Source organism: Lactobacillus kefiranofaciens (assembly GCF_900103655.1).
Taxonomy (GTDB): Bacteria; Bacillota; Bacilli; order Lactobacillales; family Lactobacillaceae; genus Lactobacillus; species Lactobacillus kefiranofaciens.
Map to the genome: position 1 here is coordinate 1 of NZ_FMXC01000001.1, position 24,360 is coordinate 24,360.

Annotated in this window: 29 protein-coding genes and 4 pseudogenes; 28 read left to right on the forward strand and 5 right to left on the reverse strand. The window is 35.8% G+C overall.

What is annotated here, in order from left to right:
- Positions 1-92 precede the first annotated feature (92 nt).
- Complete coding sequence (locus BLP58_RS00005) at positions 93-278, forward strand: hypothetical protein (RefSeq protein ID WP_013853825.1); 186 nt, start codon at positions 93-95, stop codon at positions 276-278.
- Between the two features lie 254 nt (positions 279-532).
- Here the strand turns inward: BLP58_RS00005 and pyrE are convergent, their stop codons facing one another.
- Together pyrE and pyrF are read right to left on the reverse strand one after the other, a co-directional pair.
- Positions 533-1,156 carry an orotate phosphoribosyltransferase gene (gene pyrE, locus BLP58_RS00015; RefSeq protein WP_013853826.1) on the reverse strand — a complete coding sequence of 208 codons (624 nt, stop codon included), beginning with the start codon at positions 1,154-1,156 and terminating at the stop codon, positions 533-535.
- Position 1,157: 1 nt separating this feature from the next.
- Positions 1,158-1,862 carry an orotidine-5'-phosphate decarboxylase gene (gene pyrF / locus BLP58_RS00020; protein ID WP_013853827.1) on the reverse strand — a complete coding sequence of 235 codons (705 nt, stop codon included), beginning with the start codon at positions 1,860-1,862 and terminating at the stop codon, positions 1,158-1,160.
- A 254-nt stretch (positions 1,863-2,116) separates the two neighbouring features.
- On the opposite strand from pyrF, the gene BLP58_RS00025 reads away from it, so the two are divergent.
- The 18 genes and pseudogenes from BLP58_RS00025 to BLP58_RS00110 all read left to right on the forward strand — a co-directional run bounded on the left by BLP58_RS00025 (position 2,117) and on the right by BLP58_RS00110 (position 18,414).
- A complete protein-coding gene (locus BLP58_RS00025) occupies positions 2,117-3,040 on the forward strand; it encodes a dihydroorotate dehydrogenase (RefSeq protein ID WP_013853828.1) in 924 nt (307 codons plus the stop codon).
- A 166-nt stretch (positions 3,041-3,206) separates the two neighbouring features.
- Positions 3,207-3,749 (forward strand): bifunctional pyr operon transcriptional regulator/uracil phosphoribosyltransferase PyrR, encoded by a 543-nt coding sequence (gene pyrR / locus BLP58_RS00030; protein ID WP_013853829.1) that lies wholly within the window; start codon positions 3,207-3,209, stop codon positions 3,747-3,749.
- Positions 3,750-3,893: 144 nt separating this feature from the next.
- On the forward strand, positions 3,894-4,850 hold the full coding sequence (locus BLP58_RS00035; protein WP_013853830.1) for an aspartate carbamoyltransferase catalytic subunit: 957 nt from the start codon (positions 3,894-3,896) through the stop codon (positions 4,848-4,850).
- Positions 4,850-6,127, forward strand: coding sequence for a dihydroorotase (gene pyrC / locus BLP58_RS00040; protein WP_013853831.1), 1,278 nt, complete (start codon positions 4,850-4,852; stop codon positions 6,125-6,127). Before BLP58_RS00035 ends, pyrC begins: the two co-directional genes overlap by 1 nt.
- Positions 6,127-7,212 (forward strand): carbamoyl phosphate synthase small subunit, encoded by a 1,086-nt coding sequence (locus tag BLP58_RS00045; RefSeq protein WP_013853832.1) that lies wholly within the window; start codon positions 6,127-6,129, stop codon positions 7,210-7,212. Before pyrC ends, BLP58_RS00045 begins: the two co-directional genes overlap by 1 nt.
- Positions 7,205-10,393: a carbamoyl-phosphate synthase large subunit gene (carB, locus tag BLP58_RS00050; protein ID WP_013853833.1), complete on the forward strand. Its 3,189-nt coding sequence runs from the start codon at positions 7,205-7,207 to the stop codon at positions 10,391-10,393. The genes BLP58_RS00045 and carB overlap by 8 nt, the downstream gene beginning before the upstream one ends.
- 111 nt (positions 10,394-10,504) lie before the next feature.
- On the forward strand, positions 10,505-11,332 hold the full coding sequence (locus BLP58_RS00055; RefSeq protein WP_013853834.1) for a hypothetical protein: 828 nt from the start codon (positions 10,505-10,507) through the stop codon (positions 11,330-11,332).
- 31 nt (positions 11,333-11,363) lie between these two features.
- Positions 11,364-12,248 (forward strand): hypothetical protein, encoded by an 885-nt coding sequence (locus BLP58_RS00060; protein WP_013853835.1) that lies wholly within the window; start codon positions 11,364-11,366, stop codon positions 12,246-12,248.
- Between the two features lie 107 nt (positions 12,249-12,355).
- Complete coding sequence (locus tag BLP58_RS00065) at positions 12,356-13,525, forward strand: ImmA/IrrE family metallo-endopeptidase (RefSeq protein WP_013853836.1); 1,170 nt, start codon at positions 12,356-12,358, stop codon at positions 13,523-13,525.
- A complete protein-coding gene (locus BLP58_RS00070; RefSeq protein ID WP_013853837.1) occupies positions 13,526-14,077 on the forward strand; it encodes a DUF4411 family protein in 552 nt (183 codons plus the stop codon).
- A gap of 184 nt (positions 14,078-14,261) precedes the next feature.
- A pseudogene (locus BLP58_RS00075) lies at positions 14,262-15,124 on the forward strand (GRP family sugar transporter).
- 114 nt (positions 15,125-15,238) lie between these two features.
- Positions 15,239-15,520: a hypothetical protein gene (locus BLP58_RS00080; RefSeq protein WP_013853838.1), complete on the forward strand. Its 282-nt coding sequence runs from the start codon at positions 15,239-15,241 to the stop codon at positions 15,518-15,520.
- 11 nt (positions 15,521-15,531) lie between these two features.
- Positions 15,532-15,966 (forward strand): peptide-methionine (R)-S-oxide reductase MsrB, encoded by a 435-nt coding sequence (gene msrB, locus BLP58_RS00085; RefSeq protein ID WP_013853839.1) that lies wholly within the window; start codon positions 15,532-15,534, stop codon positions 15,964-15,966.
- Positions 15,967-16,116: 150 nt separating this feature from the next.
- The gene (locus tag BLP58_RS00090; RefSeq protein WP_013853840.1) at positions 16,117-16,449 is read left to right on the forward strand and encodes a hypothetical protein; all 333 of its coding nucleotides are present in this window, start codon (positions 16,117-16,119) and stop codon (positions 16,447-16,449) included.
- Between the two features lie 31 nt (positions 16,450-16,480).
- Positions 16,481-16,933, forward strand: coding sequence for a GNAT family N-acetyltransferase (locus tag BLP58_RS00095; protein ID WP_013853841.1), 453 nt, complete (start codon positions 16,481-16,483; stop codon positions 16,931-16,933).
- Positions 16,934-16,947: 14 nt separating this feature from the next.
- Entirely contained in the window at positions 16,948-17,745 is a 798-nt protein-coding gene (locus BLP58_RS00100; RefSeq protein WP_013853842.1) for a DUF2785 domain-containing protein, read from the forward strand.
- A 10-nt stretch (positions 17,746-17,755) separates the two neighbouring features.
- A pseudogene (locus BLP58_RS11740) lies at positions 17,756-18,057 on the forward strand (MazG-like family protein).
- A pseudogene (locus BLP58_RS00110) lies at positions 18,050-18,414 on the forward strand (DUF6176 family protein). The pseudogenes BLP58_RS11740 and BLP58_RS00110 overlap by 8 nt, the downstream one beginning before the upstream one ends.
- A gap of 8 nt (positions 18,415-18,422) precedes the next feature.
- On the opposite strand, the gene BLP58_RS00115 reads toward BLP58_RS00110, so the two are convergent.
- Positions 18,423-18,701 carry a type II toxin-antitoxin system RelB/DinJ family antitoxin gene (locus tag BLP58_RS00115; protein ID WP_013853844.1) on the reverse strand — a complete coding sequence of 93 codons (279 nt, stop codon included), beginning with the start codon at positions 18,699-18,701 and terminating at the stop codon, positions 18,423-18,425.
- Between the two features lie 77 nt (positions 18,702-18,778).
- On the opposite strand from BLP58_RS00115, the gene BLP58_RS00120 reads away from it, so the two are divergent.
- From BLP58_RS00120 to BLP58_RS12610, 5 genes and pseudogenes are all read left to right on the forward strand, one after another.
- Complete coding sequence (locus BLP58_RS00120) at positions 18,779-18,994, forward strand: DUF3923 family protein (RefSeq protein ID WP_013853845.1); 216 nt, start codon at positions 18,779-18,781, stop codon at positions 18,992-18,994.
- Between the two features lie 54 nt (positions 18,995-19,048).
- A complete protein-coding gene (locus tag BLP58_RS00125; RefSeq protein ID WP_013853846.1) occupies positions 19,049-19,354 on the forward strand; it encodes an NUDIX hydrolase in 306 nt (101 codons plus the stop codon).
- 14 nt (positions 19,355-19,368) lie between these two features.
- A complete protein-coding gene (locus tag BLP58_RS00130; protein WP_226908586.1) occupies positions 19,369-19,830 on the forward strand; it encodes an MFS transporter in 462 nt (153 codons plus the stop codon).
- Positions 19,818-20,498 (forward strand): MFS transporter, encoded by a 681-nt coding sequence (locus BLP58_RS00135; RefSeq protein WP_013853848.1) that lies wholly within the window; start codon positions 19,818-19,820, stop codon positions 20,496-20,498. The genes BLP58_RS00130 and BLP58_RS00135 overlap by 13 nt, the downstream gene beginning before the upstream one ends.
- Positions 20,498-20,892: pseudogene (locus BLP58_RS12610) on the forward strand (cytidine deaminase family protein). The gene BLP58_RS00135 and the pseudogene BLP58_RS12610 overlap by 1 nt, the downstream one beginning before the upstream one ends.
- 40 nt (positions 20,893-20,932) lie before the next feature.
- Here BLP58_RS12610 and BLP58_RS12230 read toward each other — a convergent pair.
- Both BLP58_RS12230 and BLP58_RS12235 read right to left on the reverse strand, forming a co-directional pair.
- Entirely contained in the window at positions 20,933-21,028 is a 96-nt protein-coding gene (locus tag BLP58_RS12230; RefSeq protein WP_023061612.1) for a toxin-antitoxin system HicB family antitoxin, read from the reverse strand.
- A gap of 5 nt (positions 21,029-21,033) precedes the next feature.
- On the reverse strand, positions 21,034-21,228 hold the full coding sequence (locus BLP58_RS12235) for a type II toxin-antitoxin system HicB family antitoxin (protein WP_226908603.1): 195 nt from the start codon (positions 21,226-21,228) through the stop codon (positions 21,034-21,036).
- 111 nt (positions 21,229-21,339) lie between these two features.
- Between BLP58_RS12235 and BLP58_RS00155 the strand changes: the two genes are divergently transcribed.
- The 4 genes from BLP58_RS00155 (at position 21,340) to BLP58_RS00170 (ending at position 24,347) form a co-directional block, all read left to right on the forward strand.
- Entirely contained in the window at positions 21,340-21,888 is a 549-nt protein-coding gene (locus tag BLP58_RS00155; RefSeq protein ID WP_256330598.1) for a kinase, read from the forward strand.
- Positions 21,885-22,700: a phosphotransferase gene (locus BLP58_RS00160; RefSeq protein WP_013853851.1), complete on the forward strand. Its 816-nt coding sequence runs from the start codon at positions 21,885-21,887 to the stop codon at positions 22,698-22,700. The genes BLP58_RS00155 and BLP58_RS00160 overlap by 4 nt, the downstream gene beginning before the upstream one ends.
- A gap of 91 nt (positions 22,701-22,791) precedes the next feature.
- Complete coding sequence (locus BLP58_RS00165; protein ID WP_013853852.1) at positions 22,792-23,553, forward strand: nucleoside phosphorylase; 762 nt, start codon at positions 22,792-22,794, stop codon at positions 23,551-23,553.
- A 32-nt stretch (positions 23,554-23,585) separates the two neighbouring features.
- Positions 23,586-24,347: a nucleoside phosphorylase gene (locus tag BLP58_RS00170; protein ID WP_013853853.1), complete on the forward strand. Its 762-nt coding sequence runs from the start codon at positions 23,586-23,588 to the stop codon at positions 24,345-24,347.
- Positions 24,348-24,360: the final 13 nt, after the last annotated feature.

Here is a 24,360-nt window from a genome sequence, read left to right on the forward strand (position 1 = left end):
TAAATAAAGAATAAAAAATCAATCTATGAGAAAGATCTATTTACACAAAAGATTTGACAGTTTCAGCTAATCTGAAAAAGATGGGAATAGATATGACTACGGCCACAAAAATGTATTATATTTATATTAATCAACATGGCAAACTTCCATTCGCTCCAAGTACAGGTAGATCGGAATTAGATCAGGCTGTATATGAAGCAAAACATCATCAGTATGCAGGAGAGTACAATTCATTAGAAGAATTCCGAAAGGATCTGTATTCTCCTGATGAAGATTAAATATACACATAATTACATAAGAAATTGAAACAACATCATGCTCATAAGTTGACCAATTATTATGAGCTACATATTAAAGGAATTGACTATTAGAATATGATTTTGATAAAGAAACCGGTGATTTGATTCTTATCTTAATTGATACTGGTGATCATGATGATTTGAAAAGAAAAAGATATTAAGTGTCTAGGAAAAAGCTCTTTGTCTGAATAACAAAAAAGGGACCAACTTTTGAAAAGTTGATCCCTTTTTTGTTACTTCCAAGCCCATGGATCTTCATGCCAGGTCTTTAATGTTTGGTATTGTTCGCTTGTGATATGACCAGATTCATTTTCCTTTTTGAGTAGTTCTGGGTAAGAAAGAAGCGGCGCATATTTAACTCTTGCTTTTTCAAAGTTTTCTTTTGCATCAGGCAAGTAATAAGTAAAGATTGAAGAAACACCGATGACATTGCCGCCATCTTTTTCAGTTGCCTTAACTGCGTTTAAAACAGAGCCACCTGTAGTGATCAGATCATCAATTAATACAATCTTGTCATTTGCAGTAAAACGACCTTCAATTTGGCGACCTTTACCGTGGTCCTTTGGCTTAGGACGAACATAGATCATTGGCAGGTGCAATTTTTCAGCAACAAGTGCTGCGTGAGGGATACCAGCTGTAGCTACACCGCCGATGATAGCTGCTTCAGGAAATTCTTTAGCGATTAAATTTGCTAAATCGCTAGCAATCATATCGCGCAAGTCCGGGTAAGAAACCATTAAGCGCAGATCGGTGTAGATTGGTGAAAGCATCCCACTAGCATAAGTAAATGGCTTGTCAGGTGAAATAGAAATGATTTTTTCTTGAATAAGTTGACTGATAATTTGATCTTGATGCATGTTAATTAAACTCCTTTTTAATTGCTTCGTATGCTGCATGAGGGTTGCTTGTTAAGGTTATAGGACGACCTACTACGATAGCAGTTGAGCCCCATTCTCTTGCTTGAGCTGGTGTAGCCACACGGGACTGATCATCTTTACTACTTCCTTTTGGTCGGATGCCAGGTGTGACATACAAAAAGTCATTACCAATTGCCTGATGTAATTCTTTAACTTCGAGTGGTGAACAAATTACGCCATCGGCTCCTGACTTTTTAGCCGTTTTAGCAAGACTCATTACTTGTTCACTCATTGATAAAGCACAATTTTGCTCAAAACGCAGAACTTCGTCTGAAATAGAAGTTAATTCAGTAACTGCAAGTAGTTTTGGTACTGTGTCTCCTGCAGGCGTACCCGCAATTAGACCGTCTTTGGCAGCGTGAATCATTTGGCTGCCACCTAATGCATGAACGGTGGTGTAGGTGATGCCAAGTTGTGCAAGTAGTTTTGCTGCTTGATAAACAGTGTTGGGGATATCGTGCAATTTTAAATCTAAAAAGATTTGGTAGCCTTGTTTTGCTAATTTTTTTACTAATTCAGGACCCGTGTGATAGAAAAGTTCCATGCCAATCTTGATAAAAACATCTTGCGGCTGTCCTAAGTTAGATAAGATTTTTGTTAATTGTTCTTGATTGTCAACGTCTAAAGCAACAATTACAGGTTTCATTTTCCCTCCATACAAAAAAGTCTATACCAGTGCAGAGAGACACCAGGTATAGACTTTCCCTAGATAAATTTAAGCCAATATTTTGAACTTGCGGTCTCTCTGTACCGTTTAAAGTTTGATCAAGGTGAAGTTTAACACCCCTGATTAGAAAATACAACAGCAAATTTTTGACCTTGCAAAAAAATAAAAGGCGTGTAGAATCAATTTCTAAAAAATAAGCGAATGACAGCGAGCATTCATTTTGGAGGAAAATTATGGTTAATACTCATGTAAATTTACCCGGTTTAGATTTGAAAAATCCAGTAATGCCAGCTAGTGGCACCTTTGGTTTTGGCGATGTGCCAGCCGCACAAAAATTTGATTTAAATGAATTAGGTGCAATGGTGATTAAAACTACAACTCCGCACGCTACAACAGGTAATCCGCAGCCACAAATTGCGGTTTTAGAAGATGGTGTTTTGAATTCCGTGGGGCTGACTAACCCTGGCGTTGATCATGTAATTAGTGAAAAATTAACTAAATTACGTCATCAATATCCCGACTTGCCGATTATGGCCAGCGTGGGAGGAGACAGCGAAGAAGATTATGTCGAAGTCGCAAAAAAACTGTCTGATTCTGGCTTAGTCAATGCGTTAGAAATTAATGTGTCCTGTCCTAACGTGGCACAAGGCGGCATGAGTTTTGGCGTTCATGCCGGTGTAGTTGAAAAGTTAACCAAAAAGATTAAGATGGCAGTTGCTTTGCCAATTTATGTCAAATTGACTCCTAATGTGACTGATATTGTTGAGATTGCTAAAGCAGCCGAATCCGGTGGTGCAGACGGGATTTCGATGATTAATACTCTGTTAGGAATGCGGATCGATATTAAAACTAGAAAGCCCCTTTTAGGTCACAACATGGGCGGCTTATCTGGTGAAGCTGTGAAGCCGATTGCCATTCGCATGATTAGTCAGGTCCGTCAAGCTACAACTTTGCCAATCATCGGGATGGGCGGAATCAATTCTGCTCAAGATGTAATTGAGTTTATGCTGGCTGGTGCTAATGCTGTAGCAGTTGGGACTGCTCATTTTAACGATGAACTGGCAAGTAAGCATATCGCCGAAGAATTACCAGCGGAACTAGAAAAATTAGGCGTAGAAGACATCAATGATTTGGTTGGACAAGTTAAATTTAATTAACTCTTGACAAACATATTCAATTACAGTAACTTTAAAGCAATGAATGTCCTTTAAAATTAGTCCCGTGAGGCTAGCAAGGCAGGCTTAAATAGTTTTACTTTACTAAAAGCTCCTAGTCTCAATGTAGGCTGGGAGCTTTTTTCATGGGCAGAGTTAGGAGAATTTTATGGCAAAAGAAATATGGGATGCATTGGCAATTAAGCGTGCATTAACGCGAATTACCTATGAAATCATTGAACAAAACAAGGGAACCGATGATTTGGTTTTAGTCGGGATCAAGACTCGTGGCGTTTATCTAGCTAATAGAATTCATGATCGAATTCAAAAATTGGAAGGCGTAGATGTGCCTGTTGGTGAATTAGACATTACGCTTTACCGTGATGACCGCCATGATGCTTCACTAAAGCAAGATCCAGTGGTTAATTCAGACAATATTGGTGTAGACATCAACAATAAGCGAGTAGTTTTGATTGATGACGTAATCTACACGGGTCGTACAATCAGAGCAGCCATGGATGCGCTCATGCACGTTGGTCGACCAAGCTTGATTAAAGTTGCAGTTTTAGTAGATCGCGGCCACCGAGAATTGCCAATTCGAGCAGACTTTGTTGGTAAAAATATTCCAACTTCTGCAGATGAACAAGTTGCAGTTAATGTGATTGAAAAAGATGGCAAAGATTCAGTTGAACTGAAGGCTTTGCCTAAGTAAAAAGAATAACAGATAAATAATCAACCATTTAATTGACTCCAGAGAGGGCCAGAAGGGTTGCTTAGTTTTTCGTATACAAAAATACGGAGAAGAAGCCTGGAGCAATTAAATGCTTCAGGCTTTTTTTGATAGAAAGAACAGAACATGAAAAATTTAAATCTTGTTGCTTTACCACATTTTGTTAGTGTTGAAAATTTGAAAAATGATGAAGTTGAGGCTCTGATTGAACGTGCAGAATACTTCAAAAAAGGTGGAGCTATACCTGGGTTAACCAGACCGGTTTACGTCACTAACATGTTTTTTGAAGATTCAAGCAGAACTCATACTAGTTTTGAGATGGCGGAAAGAAAGTTGGGCTTGACTGTGATTCCATTTGATCCAGCTCATTCATCTGTCAACAAGGGTGAGACTTTATACGATACCTCACTAGTGATGAATGCTTTAGGAGTAGATCTTGAAGTGATTCGTCACTCACAAAATGAATATTACGAAGATTTGATTAATTTAAAAGAGCATCAAAAATTAAACATCGGTGTGATTAATGCAGGAGATGGTTTGGGTCAGCATCCTAGCCAATGTATGCTTGATATGATGACGATTCACGAACACTTTGATCACTTCAAGGGATTAAAAGTAGCAATCGTCGGTGACATCACTAATTCCCGCGTAGCCAAAAGTGACATGGAGCTTTTAACTAGACTTGGCGCAGAAGTTTACTTCTCTGGCCCTGAATATTGGTATTCTAAAGACTTTGACCAATATGGCAAGTATGAAGAACTTGATAAATTGATCCCTAAAATGGATGTCATGATGTTGCTACGGGTGCAACACGAACGTCATAGTGGTGATCCTAATGAAAAGAAATTTGATGCTCACAGTTACCATGAAAAATATGGTATTAACCATAAACGCTATGAGGCTATGAAAAAAGATGCGATCATCATGCACCCAGGTCCAATTAATCATAATGTTGAATTAAGCGGTGATTTGGTAGAAAGCGACAAGTGCATGTTTGTGCGTCAAATGGAAAATGGCGTCTTTATGAGAATGGCCATGCTGGAAGCAGTTTTGCGTGGTAGAAAACTCGGAGGGCTTGAATAATGCAAACAGTAATTAAGAATGGAACAGTTTATCAAAATGGACGTTTGATTCATGCCGATGTGCTAATTGAAGATCAAAAAATTAAAGCGATTGGTACTGATTTAACTGGCGACAAAGTCATCGATGCAACTGGTAAGTTGGTTAGTCCAGGACTGGTTGATGTGCATGTCCATTACCGCGATCCTGGACAAACATATAAGGAAGATATTGAAACTGGCAGCAAGGCTGCAGCCCATGGCGGCTTTACTACAGTAGGAGCCATGCCTAATGTGACGCCGGTTCCAGATACGCCTGATTTAATGAAAAAGATGGTTCAAGAAAATAAACAAAAAGGCATCGTGCACATTTTTCAATATGGTCCAATTACCAAAAATGAAACAACAGATGAACTGCCTGATTATGCCACATTGAAAAAAGCTGGTGCCTTTGCCCTCAGTAACGATGGTCACGGCGTGCAAACTGCTCAAACGATGTACCTTGCTATGCAAGAAGCAAAGAAGAATGACTTGATTGTTGCAGCGCATGCTCAAGATGATTCACTTTTTAATCACGGCATCGTCAATGAAGGAGAAAAGGCAAAAGAACTGAATTTGCTGCCAGTAACTGAACTAGCTGAAACAACTCAGATTGCAAGAGATCTTTTATTAGCCGAAAAAACAGGTGTTCATTATCACATTTGCCACGTTTCAACTAAGACTAGCGTTGAATTAGTGAGAATGGCAAAAGCGCGCGGAATTAACGTTACTTGCGAAGCCGCACCACACCACTTGCTTTTAACTGAAGATGATATTCCTAAGGACAATGGCTATTACAAGATGAATCCGCCACTTAGAAGCAAGGAAGATCAAGCAGCTTTATTAGTAGGCTTGCTGGACGGCACGATCGATTTAATTGCAACTGATCATGCTCCGCACGCTAAAAAAGAAAAGCAAGGTGGAATGCAAAATGCGGCTTTTGGAATTACCGGTAGTGAGACAGCCTTTAGCACGCTTTATACCAAATTTGTTAAAAACGATAAGGTCTTTACATTAGAGCAATTGTTATCTTGGTTGAGTGATCAACCGGCTAAAGTATTTAGCTTAAAAAAGGCAGGAGTGCTGGAACCCGGACGTCCAGCAGATGTTGCACTTTTTGACTTAGAACATGAAACAGAATTAAAAGAAAAAGATTACCAATCAAAAGGCGTCAACACCCCATTTACTGGACAAAAGGTTTATGGAGCAACGGTAATGACAATGGTTGATGGCAAAGTTGTATATCAAAAAGGAGAAGAGTAATGCGCTATTTAATTTTAGAAGATGGCAGCATTTATGCTGGTGAAGGATTTGGCAGCGATAGAGAAACTACTGGTGAAGTTGTTTTTACGACGGGGATGACCGGCTACCAAGAGGCAATTACTGACCAGTCTTATGCCGACCAGATCTTGGTTTTCACTAATCCATTAATTGGCAATTACGGCATTACCTTAGCCGATTACGAATCATTGCAGCCACAGATAAAAGGCGTGATTTGTCATCAAGTTGCACGCCATCCTGATAATTGGCGGATGCAAACTACTTTGCCAGAATTTTTGAAGCAATTGCATATTCCAGGCATTCAAGGAATTGATACCCGAGAATTGGTTAAAAAATTGCGAGTTCACGGCACCTTGCGCGGCAAGATAGCTGATTCTAAAGAAGATGCACAAAAAATAGCGCAAGAATTAAAGCAAAAGAATGTCACTCAAGGCGTAATTAGCCGCGTTTCCACTAAGAGTGCCTACCCGGTCCCAGGATCCAAACGTAACATCGTGGTGCTTGACTTCGGTATTAAGCACAGCATCTTACGTGAATTGGCTGAGCGCGACTGCAACTGTATCGTTTTGCCATATACCGCAACTGCAGAAGAAGTATTAAACTTGCATCCCGACGGTGTTCTTCTTTCAAACGGACCAGGTGATCCAGAAGAAATGATCGAAGCAACCAAGATGGTGCAAGAAGTAGAAAAACATGTGCCGCTGTTTGGAATTTGCATGGGCCACCAAGTTTTTGCCTTAGCTAATGGTGCTAAAACCTACAAGATGAAGTTTGGTCACCGCGGTTTTAACCATCCGGTCCGTGAGATTGCGACCGGTCATATCGGCTTTACCTCTCAAAATCACGGTTATGCAGTTGATGCAAATTCAATTGATAAAGATAATTTAATGATTACCCATGAAGAAGTTAACGATGGCACTGTAGAAGGATTGAGACATAAAAAATATCCTGCATTTTCGGTTCAATTTCACCCAGATGCAACACCAGGACCACACGACGAGGATTCGCTATTTGATGATTTTATGTCAATGATTGATCAAAGAAAGGAAGAAGAGCATCATGCCTAAAAGAACAGATATTCATAAGATTATGGTGATTGGTTCAGGTCCAATTATTATTGGTCAGGCCGCAGAATTTGATTATTCTGGTACTCAGGCATGCTTGGCTCTGCGCGAGGAAGGTTATGAGGTTGTTTTAGTCAACTCCAATCCAGCAACAATCATGACTGACACTACAATTGCCGACAAGGTTTATATTGAACCCTTAACAGTAGATTCAGTTTCTCGAATTATTCGTCAGGAATATCCAGATGCGATTTTGCCAACATTGGGTGGTCAAGTTGGATTGAACATGGCATTGGCTTTGGCAAAAACAGGAATTTTGGATGAACTCCATATTGAGCTTTTAGGTACAAAGCTTGCTTCAATTGAACAAGCAGAGGACCGGGAAAAATTTAAGGAACTTTGTCAAAAATTAGGTGAACCGGTTCCACCTTCTAAGACGGTTAAGACGGTCGAAGATGCCTTAGCATTTGGGGATGAAATTGGTTATCCAATTATCGTTCGTCCAGCCTTTACCATGGGTGGTACCGGTGGTGGTATTTGTCACAATCATGATGAATTAGCCGAGATTGCCAAAAACGGTTTGGAATTGTCTCCTGTAACGGAATGTTTAATTGAAAAATCAATTGCAGGCTACAAAGAAATCGAATTTGAAGTAATGCGCGATCATAATAATAACGCCATGATCGTTTGCTGTATGGAAAACTTTGATCCAGTCGGTATTCACACTGGTGATTCCATCGTCTTTTCACCAAGTCAGACTTTGTCTGATAAAGAATATCAAATGCTCCGTGATTGTTCGTTGCGGCTAATTAGAGCATTGAAGATTGAAGGGGGATGCAACGTTCAGCTTGCCCTTGATCCAAATAGCTTTAATTATGATGTGATCGAAGTTAACCCAAGAGTTTCTAGATCTAGTGCTTTGGCTTCTAAGGCAACTGGTTATCCAATTGCCAAAATGGCGGCTAAGATTGCCGTTGGTTTAACTTTAGATGAAATCAAGAACCCAGTAACGGGGACCACTTATGCCGAATTTGAACCAGCTTTGGACTATGTAGTCTGCAAGATCCCTCGCTGGCCATTTGATAAGTTCCCTAAGGCTGACCGAGTTTTGGGTACGCAAATGAAGGCTACCGGTGAAGTTATGGCCATTGGTCGAACAGCAGAAGAAGCCATGCAAAAAGCGGTAAGATCACTAGAGATCGATGAAAAAGATCTTTATTCACCTGAAGCACATCAGGCAAGTGATGCACAGCTAGAGCAAAAATTAGTCAAGGCCCAAGATGATCGCTTCTTTTACTTAGCTGAAGCTTTCAGACGCGGTTATTCAGCTCGAGATGTGCACGAATTAACGAAGATTAATTATTACTTCTTAGATATCGTGCAACACATGGTTGAGATGGAGAAGACCCTTGAAGAGAACAAGGATGATGCCGATACTTTGCGTTTGGCCAAAAAATATGGCTTTAGCGATCCAACCATTGCCAACCTCTGGCATGAAAATGCAGATCAAGTCCGTGGCTTTAGAAAAGCTCATGGCATTATCCCGGTCTATAAAATGGTTGATACCTGTGCGGCAGAATTTGAGTCAAGTACGCCATACTTTTACTCAACCTATGATGCAGAAAATGAATCGCATAAGACGGGCAAGAAGTCAGTCATTGTTATCGGTTCAGGCCCAATCAGAATTGGTCAAGGGGTCGAATTTGACTATGCAACGGTGCACTCAGTTAAAGCCTTGCAAAAGATGGGCTATGAAGCAATCGTTATTAACTCCAACCCTGAAACTGTTTCGACTGATTTCTCGATTTCAGATAAGTTGTATTTTGAACCATTGACCTTGGAAGATGTGTTAAACGTCTGTGATTTGGAAAAGCCGGAAGGCGTGATTGTGCAATTCGGTGGTCAAACTTCAATTAACTTAGCTGCTGGTCTTGAAAAACATGGCATTAAGATTTTGGGTACCAAAGTTAAGGACGTTAACCGCGCCGAAGACCGTGAATTGTTTGATGAAATCATCAAGAAGTTGAAGCTTAACCAACCGCAAGGTTTAACTGCTACTACTCATGAAGGCGTAATTGCAGCAGCTGAAAAGTTAGGTTACCCGGTCTTGGTTCGTCCAAGTTATGTTTTAGGCGGTAAGGCAATGGAAATTGTTTATACTAAGGCAGAACTTGAGGAATATTTGCAAGACCACGTGGACATTGCCGCTGATCACCCAATCTTGGTTGATGATTACCTTGATGGACGCGAATGTGATGTTGATGCCATTTGTGACGGTAAGACAGTGCTTTTGCCAGGGATTATGGAACACATTGAACACGCTGGGGTTCACTCCGGTGACTCCATGGCCGTTTACCCACCACAAACCTTCTCTGATGAAGTTAAGGACAAGATTACGGAAGTTACTAGAAAATTGGCTTTGGAACTTAACTGTGTCGGCATCATGAATATCCAGTTCATCGTCCGCGATGGCGAGGTTTATGTAATCGAAGTCAACCCAAGAGCAAGTAGAACGGTGCCATTCTTGAGCAAGATAACTGGCATCGAGATGGCTCAAGTTGCTACTAGAGTAATTATGGGTGAAAGCTTGACTGAGCAAGGCTATAGCGATGGCCTTGCACCAGAACCAGATATGATTTCTGTTAAAGCACCAGTCTTCTCCTTCAGTAAACTATCAGATGTTGATGCTTACTTAGGGCCAGAAATGAAGTCAACTGGTGAAGTCATGGGCAGTGATCATACCTTTGCTAAGGCGCTTTATAAGGCCTTTGCCGGTGCCAAGATGCAATTGCCTGAAAACGGTAATGTTTTGTTAACCATTGAAGATCGTGATAAGGAAAAGATTTTGCCAATTGCTAAGAGATTTGCACGGATTGGGTATAGAATTTTTGCTACGAAAGGGACTGCAGACTTTTTACGCGGACATGATTTGCACGTTGATCCGGTTACTAAGGTTCACGAAGATGAAGAATCTAAGGAAAACATTCTGAATGAATTAAGAAACGGCAAGATTGATTTGGTAATTAATACCATGGGGCACGACATTGAAAAGAATTCCGATGGCTTCATTATTAGACAAGTTGCCATTGGTCAAAACGTGCCACTAATTACTGCACTTGATACGGCAGATGCTTTGCTGACTAGTCTTGAAAACAGATCATTTGCGACAGATGCTTTGAAATAAAAGATAGAATAGATTAAAAATTGCGATGCGTTTCTCTCAGCTGAGGGATGCATCGTTTTTTGATTAAAAAAAGATAAAAATTGAAATTTCTTACAAAAAAATTGAATTTTTTTGAACGAAAAGGCAACACAAATTTATCGAGTTGAATTTAATGGCAAGTATTTTTGGTTTTCTAGTTTAATTGGTGAATTTACTAAAGCATTTAAAATGCAAATTTCATTAATTAGTAGATATGAACAGCAGGGGAAAGATTTAACTGAGATTCAAGGCTTAATAGCCGCTGGAAAAGTAAAGGTTGATCAAGTTCATTTTATAAATGTTGGTGCGGATATCTGTCAGATGAAGCTTGCACAGATGTTGATTGATGATATGAAGAAATTTGATAGTTCTCAAATTTACGGTCAAAAAATTCCATTGTTGATGTTTTACTTAAAGAATTATCAGATTGTTGGTGATGAAATTAAAAGTGATTTTAGTGTGAACGAATTGCTTCAGTTAATGAATGATTACTGTCAAGTCGACTTTGGTTATCCAAATAATGAAACAGAGTATCAACATTTGCTTGGTGCAAGTGAAAATAGTAATGAATATTTTAAACAACGTTCATTGGTTTTAAACTATTGGTTGAAAGATGATCATTATTTACGAATTATTTTGCAAAATGCTATCAATCACAGCAACAGTTCAGTTCTTTCACAGCAAGCGCGTAGTAATTATAAAAAAGCGTACTATCAATTAGAAAATAGTGAGGTTAATTCTTTATGGTATGAGGATATTGAATCAAGAACTACAGGCTTGACTTGGTATCTTACTAGTGCTGATCAAGCAATTAAGATTTTGTCTAATTTTAGAATTGGTTCCGAAGATCAAAATAGAAATATGTCAGAGGATCATCATCTTACTTTTTCATTAAGACCTAAAACATTCATTAAGACCTAAAACACCGGAACAATATCAAAATGAAGGAATTTTGAACAAAGCAGCGGGTAATTGTAATTCTTTTGCACCTGTTCCAGTACCGGTCTTCATTTGTTTTAGTTTGAAACGCATTTTAGAACGTGGTGGCCTACTTATCAATAGTGAATTGAATAATAAAGAAGAGATGTCATTTAATTTACAAGAAGATGTGGATTGGGATTTATTTTCTTTCAACAAAAATATCCGTTCCATTTACGCTGATCACGATTCTACTAACTTAATGCAAACTAAGTGTATTATTAAAGACTACTTGGAGTTTATTGCAAAGGATATTATTAAAATTTATGTTAGAACGGAAGCTGAAAAAGTAAGTTTACTGACGGCTTTAATAGAATATCAAGCCAAACAAAGCTTTAGTAAAAAGCATCTGCAATTAATTGATCTTTCTCAATATGCAGCTAGAATTCAAGTTGAACCAGATTTGTTTTTCGGCGATAGAGGAAAAGTGATTTATGGAGATAATCGGATTGAGTTTTCAGAAATTGGTAAAACCAATATTCAGTCTCATGATGAGCCGTTTAGTATAGTTAAAGAAATGAAAACAGTATCAAAGATGATAACTATTGGAGGATTAATGCGTCAAGAATTCAAATTAGAAGATAGTAAAGGAAACTTGAAAACCGTAGCAGTTTATCATAAGCCAGATTGGATTTTAAAAGTGGTTAAGTGGGCTAGTGCATTTACAGGAGAAGTTAGATATTATTTGGGCCTATATTATCACAGCGAATTTTTGAGCGTGTACAGAATTGAAGGAGAAAACGAATGGATTAATAATCAAGATAAAACACGGATGAATTTTACCGAAAATGAACAACGAATTTTAAAGAAAGTTGAGGAAAGCTTTAAGTTAGAAACGGTGCGTAAGAATAGAAGATAGTGGTTAGAAAGCAACTTCTCAAAGCACTGTATATTTTGCTAGCCTATTTAAAATAATTTTGATAGAATTTAACTACAGAATATATGTTCAAGAAGAGAGGCGATAATATGGCTACCGCAACTTTTAAAGTAAATAATGACATCCTCAATTGGGTTCTACAGATAGCTGGGACTCAACTTAATTCAGAATGGATAAATAAGATTAATACTTGGATAAAAGGCGAAAAGACACCAACTATTAATCAATTAAAGAACCTTAGCAAAAAGTCACAAATCCCTTTTGGTAATTTCTTCTTGTCTCAACCGCCTAGAGTAGAAATGCCACTACTTCAATTTCGGACTATTGATAATAGTGGAATTACAGATGCGAGTCATGGGTTACTGAGTACAATAGATGCTATACAACTAAGAGCAGCTTGGCTTGAAGATTATCGAATTAAGGAAGGCTATTCAAAAATAGCATTTATTGGCATGGGGAATAAAAAGAAATATCGGTCAGCTTCTTATAAAGAAATTGCGGAGGAAATTTTAAAATATTTTGATTTAGTGAAGGGATGGAATAGTACTCTTAAATCTAATCAGAATGCCTTTAATTTCTTAAGAAAGAAGCTTAGTCAAAAAGGAATAGTTACTGAGACCGGCAGCTTTGTCGGTAACAAAACTAGAGATAGTTTAAATATTAATGAATTTAGAGCCTTTGTTTTGATAAATAAATATGCTCCATTCATTTTTATTAATACTAAGGATAGCGAGAATGCAAGATTATTTTCTCTAGTTCATGAACTAGTTCATTTATGGTACGAAAAAACTGAGATTTTTAATTATAATTTTCAAACCAATCCGCAATATTTGAATAAAAAGCTGGAGCAACAAGTTAATAAAATTTCAGAATGTATTTTGTTTGATAAAGATATTTTTGTTAAGGCTTGGATAGAATCCAATGATTTAGCATTGGATAAAATTTATGAAATTGCTAAAAAATTTAAAACTAGCCCAATAGCAACCGCAATTACTGCTAAGAATTATGGTTTGATTACGCAAAGAGTGGTTGATGAGGTTAAAGGAGAAACTACTAAAAACGTTGCTAATCGAAAGAACAAAGGTGGCCCAAATTTCTACGATACGTTGGCATATCGGATTGATATAAATTTTGCTACTTCTGTGATTAATAGCACAGAAGCTGGTGATACTACTTATTTAGATGCTTTTAGTCTGCTTAATGTTAAGAATATGAAGGGATATGATAGTTTAAAACAGAGAGTTGAGGAGAAAATGTAGATGGTGAAATATCTATTGGATAGTAATTGTTTCATTGAGCCGATGAAGAGATACTATAGCTTTAAGGCATTTCCCTCATATTGGAAGTGGCTTAATGAAGAGCTAAATAAAGAGAATAGTTTGTTAGTTATCTCGAAATGTGTAGCTGATGAAATAAATGTTGATCCTAGATTAGAGAAATGGACTCAAGAGCATTTCTCTAATTTAGTGTATGATAAAAATCGGGATCCTTTTGTTTGGTCCAAATATGCAGAAATTATTAATTATGTCCAAAATTGTGGAGCATATCAAACAGGTAGTGTTAATGAATGGAAAAAACCAGGGAAAGCAGATCCATTGTTAATAGCTATAGCTTCCCAATATAATTATCAAATTGTTACCTTTGAAAGAGAAAGTGGTCAATTTGGTTATGATGTAAATAATGAGTGGAATTGGAAGCACAACGGTGGTCCAATTAGGCATGAACCTAAAATCCCAGATATTGCTAAGCATTTTGGTGTTTCATGTATTACTTTATTTGATCTTGAGGAAAAATTAAAATTATGTATTTAAAAACAATGAATTTTGTCATTGCTTTTTTCTTAAAATTATTTTCTACAAACTTATTGAAAATTGTTTAGTTACTTCTTGATTGATAACCTAAATCTCCTGAATGTAAATGTTTGCACTAAAAGCGCTTTCGTTGATACAATCGTTTTTGTAACTTTTTAACAAAAAATATAGGGAGAAAAAACGAATGAGTTATCTATTTCTATTTATTCCAGCAATCGGCTGGGGTCTAATGCCGATGTTTGTTGCTGGAGTCAAAAAGAGTAGCATATATCACCAAATCTTAGGGACGGTGCTTGGTGCATTTATTTTTGGTGCGATTGTTACTTTAATTAAACATCCTGCATTTAACGCAACTACTTTTATTTTAGCAATGCTTGCCGGAGCAGCTTGGGTGATCGGTCAAGTTGGTCAGTACTACAGCTACTCCAAAGTTGGGGTTTCTGAAACAATGCCAATTTCGACAGGTTTGCAGCTAATCGGTGTGCCATTGGTTGGTGTTTTAATCTTTGGCGAATGGGCAAGTACGCAAGCTAAGATCTTTGTTTTTCTTGGTATTCTAGCCTTGATTATCGGTGTGGCATGTACTTCACTAACTGATAAGGGAACTGCAGAAGGTAATAAGCAGAATCAAACCACAACCATGATCGTGTTGGTTTTAACTACTCTTGGTTACATCACTTCAAGTTCCATTCCAAAGGCTTTGAAGGCGACAGCGTAATGATCTTCTTTGCTGAAACTCTTGGGATGTTGATTGCTGCGTTCATTTACTTAGTTGCCACTAAGCAAACGCAAGTATTTAAGGAAAAGCAAAGCTATCAAGTAATTCCAGCTGGTATTATTTATGCCATTGCTGCTTTAGCTTACATCGTTTCAGTTAAGATGAACGGGGTAAACTTAGCCTTCGTTATGTCACAACTTTGTGTAGTTATTTCTACTCTTGGTGGAATTATCTTCTTGCACGAAGCAAAGACCAAGAAAGGCTTCATTTATACTGGAATTGGTTTGGTATTGATTGTTGCTGGTGCGGTACTTACTTCAGTATTTTAGAAAATTAACGTCAGAAAATTCTGGCGTTTTTTTAATGCATTTGAAATAAAAGAATTCCTAAAAAGGCTTAAAATTGAAAAGTAAGAGAGTTTTTAGCTACCAAGGAGAAAAATAATGAATGACAATACAGTATATGTAATTAGCGCCCGAAGATATGCCCGTAATGGCGAGGTTATTGAGCGAAACGTACACGTTTATAGTTCCTATCAAAATGTAATTGCAGCCTTTAAGCCATGGCTTGAAGTGACCAATAAAGAAATTCATACGAATGATAAACAAGAGATGCTCCAAGTGCGAATTTATGATCCAGCCAATGAATTTTTGACGAGATATCGCTTTGACATTTATGAAAAGCAGATTGATAACTTTTTTCCAAGTACCACAGAACATATTTAAGGAATGATTAGATGACTTTAAGTGAAGCAGAAAAGAAAAGTGCTTTAAAGAAGCTAAATGAAGAACAGTACAACGTTACGCAAAAAGCGGCAACCGAATATCCTTTTACTGGTAAGTATGATGATTTCTATGAAAAAGGTATTTACGTTGATGTAGTTTCTGGGGAACCGCTCTTTTCTAGTCAGGATAAGTATGATGCGGGATGCGGCTGGCCTAGTTTTACTAAGCCAATTAAAAAGTTGACCTATCATCGCGATCAGTCGCATGGGATGGAGCGGACAGAAGTGACTAGTCCAGAAGCTGAGTCACATCTGGGCCATGTTTTTACTGATGGTCCGATTGATCGTGGTGGTCTACGCTATTGTATTAATTCAGCGGCGTTGAGATTTGTTCCTTATAATGAGCTTGATGAGCAAGGTTATGGGGAATATAAGAAGCTGTTTTAGTTTAATGAATATAAAATGATGAGCTAATCGATAAAATTCGGTTAGCTTTTTTGTTTGGAATTATAAGAAATATATTAGTATAAATTATTGAATATGAGAATAAAATTATGTATTATTTGTAATTAATAAAAAGGGAAGAGGAGTATACCCATGACAGAATCTATTTTATCGCCAATGAGTGTATCTATTGGAATTGGCTTCATTATGATTGCTTTTCAAGAATTTTTTGAGACAGTTTCTTGGAAATACTATGCAGGTGGTGCAGTGCTTGATATAGCTATAGTGTTGCTTTCCCCAGTGCTTGGCCTTGCTAAATATATGACTACAGCGGTAACTTGCTTTCAAGTAATCGCAATATTTGCATTATACTTTTTGCTTAAGAAAAAATTGAATGCAATCGTAGCTTTCATTTTAGCTTTATTAATTTCATTTGTTATGACAATTGCTTTGTGCTGTGTCATTGGAATTGTTTTTAATATTTAGATGAAAAATTGATTAATGGGGGAGTGAAAATATGGATGTTGAGATTAAAAAGTATGACAAACAATATTTTGACCAACTTTGTTCCGTCATGGATAGGGCGAGAATGCAGGAACTTAAAAGTGCTGGCTTGGAGCAAGTGTTTTTGTCGTTGAGGGATGCCCCATATTTAGGCTATTTATTAGATTGTGAAATTTACGTAGCTGTTAAAGAAGGAAAATTACTCGGATTTGTTGGCCTAAGAGCACATGAATTGTCATTCATCTATGTTGATCCTGATTATCAAAAGCAAGGAATTGGCAATGAGCTGATGAAGGTTGCGGTATCCCATTTAGAGAAGCCTGTAAAACTGGATGTATTTACTGACAATATTGCGGCCAAGTCTTTATATCAAAAATATGGCTTTAAGACTGTTAAAACAGTTACAGAAAAGTGGTCGGATGATTATCCGGTTGATTTTTCACAGGATACGATGGAGTTGAAGTAAAAATGAACATACAAATGTTAAAGCAAAAAGTGAATGATTTAAATGCTTCATTTTCTGACAAAGAAGTGAGTTGGCTCCTTGATAATATTGGAAATCCAGACAATGTAATTCGGGATAATTTAGTTTGTAATATTTTTGGTAATGGCTTTTTTGAAGAGAAATTTACTAAACAGCAAGTTAGATTTTTAATAGATCAAATTAGTAAAAGAAATCTATTGTTTTATTGCATTAAAGAAAGTGGAAAAACAACACTAACAAGATCTTTTACATGTTTATTGTGGGATCTAATTATTCGAACAAATGATAATAAAGATTCGCGGTATTATCAAATCTTAGATAAGGATGAAGAGCAACAAGTATTTAAGAATTTAATTTATTATTTGAAAAGTGAGCATGAATTCACTGGCTTTTCAAAAGAATACGGCTGGGTTCATGCAATTGCACATTGTTCTGATGCCTTAGCAGACAGTATGTTAAATAAAGATTTTGATCAAGAAATGGTAGAAAAATTTTTATTAGCAGTAAGAGAGATGCTGAATAATATTGATAAACGTTTTATTGATGGAGAAGAATATCGTTTAGCTGATGTTTTTATAAATGGCTTTAAAGTTAATAAGATTAGCTCTAGTAGTTTTATTAATTGGATAAAATCTATAACTTTTGATCCATATTCAGGAGATCTTTTGGAATATTATAAATTTAATAATTTGAAATCAATGTTGGAAGACATATATGTTAAATTGAATTCCTATTCATTGCTTGATTCTAATTTAAAGAAAATAGTAGAAAAAGATTTTATTAGTAAATATTAGAAACTTAGTTATGATTATAGACACCAAAAAATTACAAAAAGCAATTATCGAAAATAAGAAAAACCATAATTTTAATACCACTGATATAAAATTTGAACTTCTTTGTTTGTATGGAGAAGTAATGAGCTGTTTCAAGCTTGGTTAAAAGAGGATCAAGAGAATATTAACGAAGAGCTAGCTGATGTAGCTATTTTTCTACTAGGAATTTCTGAAATGTTGGGTAGCGATCTAGGCGAAGATATTGTTAAGAAAGTTGCTATTAATGCAAAACGAAAATATGTAAATGGAAAGAAGATAATCAATGATGACTAAAGTAGAACTGACTCGTTTCAGAATTAAAAAGGGAAAAGAAGCTAAAGCGCAAGAGTGGATGGATCTTTTGAATGAGCATCATGTTGATACTGTAGCTACGATGGCTGGTGAAAAGATGTATGTCGAAAGTGTCTTTAAAGAAAAAATCCAGATGGCTATACTTACTTTTACTGGTATTCGGTTCAAGGCGAGGGCGGTAATGCTGTTGAAGAATCTGAAAGCTATATCGATAAGAAGCATATTGAGTATTGGGATGAATGTATTGATCCTGAATGCAAGCCAGTTGATATGGAATTGGAAGAGAATTTGATTGCACCGAGTGTTGAGAAGGTAATTGAAGAAAATAAAAAGGAGTAAAAACTCCTTTAATCTTTATCTAACTCCTTAAATAATTTATCTGTTGAATCTACAGTTTTATAATTTCCTGCCTTGTATTCTTGGAGCGATTTTTTAATATTAGATTTCATGAACGGCGAAATTTCAGAATATCTAGATAAATTAACGGGAATGGCATTTTCACTTACAACTTGAGTTAAAATCATTCGCATTGCAGATGACCAATCAAGCCCATATTCATTAAATACTTTTGTTGCTTGTTTTTTTAAGTCTTCTGGTAATCGCAAACGCACAGTAGTTGTTGTCATAAATATCACCTCATAAATGTAGTATATCTAGTTACATTATGAAACAAATTAAAACATAAATACTGGAGGAAAGGTAAATGAAAACATGGAAAATTAGTGGAAGTATCGTATTAGTTTTATTCGTAGCAGTCAGTGTATATCTTAGCGTTAGAAAAGTTGACGGGGCTGGTGTAGCACAAACTCCCGAATTGAGAAATATCACTTTAATTATCTGGGGAATATTTGGGTTAATTATTTTTATTGGTTATCTAATTTGGCTAGCTGTATTAAAGCATAGAGCTGATAGAAAGTAGGAAATATTTTATGACAGATGACAAATTAATTGATTGGGCAAAAAACTATAAAGTTTGGCTCGAGCTGGCTTAACATATGGCAAAGAAGAGGCAGGGATCGATATTGCAGTAAAAAGATTAATTGCGATTCATGATTGTAATAAACGTTATAAAGGGATGTATCCTTATGGAATTACTACAGTATTTTTCTTATGTGAGCCGGTCAGTGGTAGTTTTACGGAAAATGATGAAACAATTGCCAGTGGATATTTTGCTCTGGATGACTTACCCAAATTAAGTGAAGATAAGGGATCAAAGGAGCAAGTAGAAGTGCGTTTTGAAGCATTTCATGATCTTGATTGGCAAGCGGAGTTTGAATAAAAAACTTATAGGGGTTGATTATTATAAGAGAGAAGAATGTTAGTTTTAAAATTGCGATTTTATTTTTAGCCTTTACAGTTGTTTTTACACTTTTTCGATCTTCAATGTCAGGAATTTTTTCGCTATTTTATGCAAAGAATGGAATTGAAAGTGCTAGTATTAGCTCGATAAAATCTTTTCAAAATATAGGAATAATGGTCGGTCTTTTACCAGCAGGTTATTTAGCAGATAAAATTGGTAGACTAAAAGTTTTAACATTGTCTTCTTTAATTATTGCAACTAGTTTCTTAATCTTAATTTTATTTAGAAGTTTCTTGGTTTTCTCACTTGCAGAGCTTTTATATGGAATCGGATTAGCGCTAAATTCAGGAACTTTAGTTTCATATATAACTGATTTGCAAGAGCAAAATAAAATCGCACCTGATTATTTGAAATTAAAGATACTGCACCTATTTGGTTTGCTATGGTTGGATTAGCTATTTATCCATTATTTATATTTATTACTGTTAAGTATTTATCCTTTTCTGATAATAAAGCAATAGATCAAGTTCAGAAACAAAGGGGATATAATCTAAGAAGTATTATTAGCTTTTTTTGGAAAAAGAATTTTTGGATTTTACTTTTGCTAAATGTGGGATATGATTGTGGCACACAGTTTATTCTTATCTACTGGTCAATTATTTATGTCGAAAAGTTAGGCTTTAACTTATCGCTGATTTATACGCTTTTCATGTGTGCGCTTATTCTAGGATCAGTAATATATAGTAGAGTATCTACTTTGCTTAATGTGAAAAATATTACTTTGATAAATACAGTATGTATGATTTTTATGTTTGTATTGAGTGGAATTGTCGATAATAAATTTTTACTTTTAGTTTTATTTTTAGCAATTGAGCTATTAATGGGAATGATGTCGGGACAAATTTCAGCTACTAGTAATGAAGCAATATATGGTGAACGCAATAAATCAACAATGCTTTCAACTGTATCATTCATTACGGAAATTTTAGTGAGTCTGTCTTTATTTATCAGTAATAGTATTATGAATTTGTTTGGAAACTTAAAAGTAATGTTTTTCGTATCAGCAATATACTTTGCGGTAATTTTGCTGATTATTCCATTAATTAAGAAGAAGGAACAGTAATGCTAGACAAAATATGGCAAAGAATGTATCACAAAGCTAAAGCAGTACAAAACTTTCGTGAAATATCAAACCACATGGAAGCTGGTGGAGTCGCAGCTACGGTTCTATCTAGCTCAGGTAAAATCTACACAGGGGTATGTGTAGATACAGCTTCTACTTTAGGAGTGTGTGCTGAACGCAACGCTCTGTTTATATGATTACTAATGGTGAGTCAAATATCACACGCGTATTGGCAATCATGCCGAATGGCAAAACTGGTGCACAGTGTGGGGCTTGTCGTGAATTCATGGCGCAATTGATGGAAGGTCATTATCAGGATGTTGAAGTAATGCTTGATTATGAACATGAAAAAGTTGTTACGCTCGGCGAATTAACTCCTGATTGGTGGTTATAGCATAAAAATAGAAGAGCTAATCACTCTTCCATTTTTTAGTTTATCCTTGTGCCAATTTAGTCACAATAAACGAATTTAATGAAACATTTTCTTCATCTGCTTCCTCAGCTAAATGAGCATGTAATGATTTAGGCATTCTAACTAATAGTTTTCCAGAATATTTTTATTAACAGGCTCTGGGATCTTTATATTACGTCTTAAGCAAGACGAAAACCATGCCTTTTTTGCACCGTTTAATTCAGTGATAGCTTCGTCTAATGAATCACCATAGGCAATAACACCGGGAAGTTTAGGAGTAGTAACACGATAATATGTTTCGCCATCATCTTCTACAATTTTTTAAAATTCGGTTGAGTAATTGAGCTTCATGTAGTAATTTAGATCTTTTTTCATAGCAACTAGTTATCCTTAAATTGATTAAATAGAAGAATTCTTTTTCTTTTAATTATATCGTTCAAAAACAAGTTTTCACAGAAAGAAGTAAAAACAATGAAACCAAAATTAATTATCATCAGAGGTAATTCAGGTAGTGGTAAAACAACTTTAGCTAAGGAAATTCATCAGCGATTGCCACGTAATACTTTATTAATTCCGCAAGATACAGTTAGAAGAGAAATGCTAAATGTTAAAGATGGAGAGAACACTTTAGCCTTACCACTATTAGAAAATTTGCTGGAGTATGGCTATACTCATTGTTCCTATACTATTTTAGAAGGTATTTTAAATGCAAAATGGTATTCAGAATTATTTAGAAAAGCTCAACAACTTTTTGGCGATCAAATTTATGCTTACTATTTTGATATTCCATTTGAAGAAACAATGAGACGACACAAAGAGCGTCATGAAAGTTCCTTTGGCGAAGAAAAAATGCGTTCATGGTGGAACGCCAATGATTATATTGGATTTATTTCAGAACGAGCTTTTACTAGTCGAATGAGTTTAGATGATGAAATTCAGGGTATCATAAATGATATTCAAATGGAGAAGAAAAAATGACCCTAGTTGAAAAATTAAATCAAGAGCTACACAGTAATCTAAAGCCAATCAATCATGAATCTCTTAACAAAACTTTTGTAGGTTATAGCAATTTATATAAGCAGTCAATTTTTGTAAAGCAATTTGCAAAAAGACAAGGAGACTATACGGAAGAGATGGTTACGAATCAATTGAATGACCGTGTAATAACGAATATGTTAATCGATGATAAATATATTTTGGTTTTAAAGGATGTTAAGCCTAGAGATATATCATCGAGTGTTGACCAAAATTTAGCATTTAAAATGGGACAAGTTCTCGGTAATTTTCATACTCATGTTCAGCCTTTTCCAAAAATAAAGATTGTCAAAAATCAATTTGATAACTATTTATCTGAAATAAATACTTTTCAAGATTCTTTTTATAAAAACAAACTAATTAAAGTTGCAAGAAAAATTAAATCAAATAAAAATGAAATTCAAGAAAATCTAAAAACAAATTCAAATTTTGTCTTACACGGAGATGTGGGTATTAGAAATTATAAGTACATTAATGGGAAATTAGCGCTAATTGATTTTGAAAAAGCACGTTTGGGTCCCGCATATCAAGATTTTATTAAATTGTTCTATCAGGATTTTTCATTAAATCAGAAATTAATCAATTCCTTTTTGAAAGGGTATTCGACTGAAAATTCAGATTATCAATTATCAAATCTGACAAAACAGTATTTAGTTTTTACTACGGCAATTGGAATTTTAAATTATACTGAAAAAATTAATGATATTGCTTTTAGAAACATAGGTAAGCGAATGCTTGACAGTATAGAAGACTAGTAACTGATTCGAGATATTGCACAGGCAGTGGTTATTGAATTTATCGATTTAATGGGGACTATCCATTTATTAATTAAAGCAGAGGGTACACATGAATGAAGAACCATTTATTTTAGATATTGATTTACATAAACAGGCCATAATAGAACCTGGAGTTGAAAATTTACAATATAAATTTCATGAGAAATTGCTTTTTGCGTTTGTTCCAGATGATGAAATTAAATCTTTTTTAGATAGACATTCTCATAAGACTTTGGGGAAATTTAAAACTGTTTCGTTTAGACCTAAAGTATATGAAGTAGAAATCAATAATCAACTAATTACTTTATGTCAAGCTCCAGTGGGAGCGCCAGCTTCAACTAAATTTTTGGATTGGTTGATTAATTATGGAGTTAAACAAGTATTAACTGTTGGAAATGCAGGAGCACTAGCCGATTTACCTGAAAACACGATCTTTGTTCCGCAAAGAGCGATTCGTGGGGAGGGTACGTCTTTTTATTACAAAGAATCAAGTAAGATTATTAAATTAGATAATAAGTTTGTAAAAAAAGTTGAGAATGAAATAAAAAATTTAGGTTTTCAATATGAAGAGGGAACAACTTGGACAACAGATGGCTTTTTTAGAGAAACTCCTAACCAAGTTTTGCAAGCTAAAGAATTAGGTGCAAAAACTGTAGAAATGGAGTGCTCAGCTTTGGCTGCTTGCGCGGAATTTAGAAACATAAATTTTGCACAAATTTTGTTTACTGCTGATAGTTTAGCTGACATGGATAACTATGATAAACGTAACTGGGGTCATGATTCATATAGTGTTGGACTTAATATCGGATCTCAAGTGTTAGTAAATTTATAATAATATTTCAACTAAAAATGGAGTGTAAAGCTATGAATAAACAACCATTTATTTTAGATTTTGACGAAAATCCGCATGCAGTAATAGAACCGAATCATGATCAAGAACCATTTCATTTTCATTCAAGATTGCTTTATGCATTTGTATCGGAGAAAGAAATCAATGCATTTTTAGATAAGCACCTTCATCGCACTTTAGGAGAATTTGAATCAGTTTCATTCAATCCTAAAATCTATGAAGTTCAAATTGATAATGAATTTTTTACTTTATGTCAGGCGCCATTAGGTGCCCCTGCAGCTGTACAATTATTAGAGTGGTTAATTACCTATGGTGTAGAAACAGTTCTAACGATTGGTACTGCAGGTGCTTTAAATGATTTACCAGAGAATGAAATGTTTTTGGTTAAACGAGCAATCCGTGATGAAGGAACGTCTTTTCACTATATGGACCCGGGACAGTTTGTTGATTTAGATCGTGATTTTTTAAAGCAGGTAGAAAAAGCATTATCTGAATTAAATCTGGATTATGATGAAGTTACCACTTGGACAACAGATGGTTTCTTTAGAGAGACACCTAAAAAGGTTGCACAATTCAAGCAATTAGGGGCAGCCACTGTGGAAATGGAATGTGCTGCTTTAGCTGCCTGTGCCCAATTTAGGGATGTTGATTTTGCTCAAATCTTATTTACTGCTGATACTTTAGCAGATATGGAAAACTATGATGAACGTGACTGGGGCAGTGAATCACATAGTGTAGGATTGGAGATAGGATCAAAAGTGGTCGCTCAGCTTTAAAGAATAATAAAAA

What these genes read in the sequence shown, in the direction of transcription:
- BLP58_RS00005 (WP_013853825.1), top strand. Translation starts at nt 93, where the DNA reads ATGACTACGGCCACAAAAATGTATTATATTTATATTAATCAACATGGC.
- pyrE (WP_013853826.1), bottom strand. Translation starts at nt 1,156, where the DNA reads ATGCATCAAGATCAAATTATCAGTCAACTTATTCAAGAAAAAATCATT.
- pyrF (WP_013853827.1), bottom strand. Translation starts at nt 1,862, where the DNA reads ATGAAACCTGTAATTGTTGCTTTAGACGTTGACAATCAAGAACAATTA.
- BLP58_RS00025 (WP_013853828.1), top strand. Translation starts at nt 2,117, where the DNA reads ATGGTTAATACTCATGTAAATTTACCCGGTTTAGATTTGAAAAATCCA.
- pyrR (WP_013853829.1), top strand. Translation starts at nt 3,207, where the DNA reads ATGGCAAAAGAAATATGGGATGCATTGGCAATTAAGCGTGCATTAACG.
- BLP58_RS00035 (WP_013853830.1), top strand. Translation starts at nt 3,894, where the DNA reads ATGAAAAATTTAAATCTTGTTGCTTTACCACATTTTGTTAGTGTTGAA.
- pyrC (WP_013853831.1), top strand. Translation starts at nt 4,850, where the DNA reads ATGCAAACAGTAATTAAGAATGGAACAGTTTATCAAAATGGACGTTTG.
- BLP58_RS00045 (WP_013853832.1), top strand. Translation starts at nt 6,127, where the DNA reads ATGCGCTATTTAATTTTAGAAGATGGCAGCATTTATGCTGGTGAAGGA.
- carB (WP_013853833.1), top strand. Translation starts at nt 7,205, where the DNA reads ATGCCTAAAAGAACAGATATTCATAAGATTATGGTGATTGGTTCAGGT.
- BLP58_RS00065 (WP_013853836.1), top strand. Translation starts at nt 12,356, where the DNA reads ATGGCTACCGCAACTTTTAAAGTAAATAATGACATCCTCAATTGGGTT.
- BLP58_RS00070 (WP_013853837.1), top strand. Translation starts at nt 13,526, where the DNA reads ATGGTGAAATATCTATTGGATAGTAATTGTTTCATTGAGCCGATGAAG.
- BLP58_RS00080 (WP_013853838.1), top strand. Translation starts at nt 15,239, where the DNA reads ATGAATGACAATACAGTATATGTAATTAGCGCCCGAAGATATGCCCGT.
- msrB (WP_013853839.1), top strand. Translation starts at nt 15,532, where the DNA reads ATGACTTTAAGTGAAGCAGAAAAGAAAAGTGCTTTAAAGAAGCTAAAT.
- BLP58_RS00090 (WP_013853840.1), top strand. Translation starts at nt 16,117, where the DNA reads ATGACAGAATCTATTTTATCGCCAATGAGTGTATCTATTGGAATTGGC.
- BLP58_RS00095 (WP_013853841.1), top strand. Translation starts at nt 16,481, where the DNA reads ATGGATGTTGAGATTAAAAAGTATGACAAACAATATTTTGACCAACTT.
- BLP58_RS00100 (WP_013853842.1), top strand. Translation starts at nt 16,948, where the DNA reads ATGTTAAAGCAAAAAGTGAATGATTTAAATGCTTCATTTTCTGACAAA.
- BLP58_RS00115 (WP_013853844.1), bottom strand. Translation starts at nt 18,701, where the DNA reads ATGACAACAACTACTGTGCGTTTGCGATTACCAGAAGACTTAAAAAAA.
- BLP58_RS00120 (WP_013853845.1), top strand. Translation starts at nt 18,779, where the DNA reads ATGAAAACATGGAAAATTAGTGGAAGTATCGTATTAGTTTTATTCGTA.
- BLP58_RS00135 (WP_013853848.1), top strand. Translation starts at nt 19,818, where the DNA reads ATGGTTGGATTAGCTATTTATCCATTATTTATATTTATTACTGTTAAG.
- BLP58_RS12230 (WP_023061612.1), bottom strand. Translation starts at nt 21,028, where the DNA reads ATGCCTAAATCATTACATGCTCATTTAGCTGAGGAAGCAGATGAAGAA.
- BLP58_RS00160 (WP_013853851.1), top strand. Translation starts at nt 21,885, where the DNA reads ATGACCCTAGTTGAAAAATTAAATCAAGAGCTACACAGTAATCTAAAG.
- BLP58_RS00165 (WP_013853852.1), top strand. Translation starts at nt 22,792, where the DNA reads ATGAATGAAGAACCATTTATTTTAGATATTGATTTACATAAACAGGCC.
- BLP58_RS00170 (WP_013853853.1), top strand. Translation starts at nt 23,586, where the DNA reads ATGAATAAACAACCATTTATTTTAGATTTTGACGAAAATCCGCATGCA.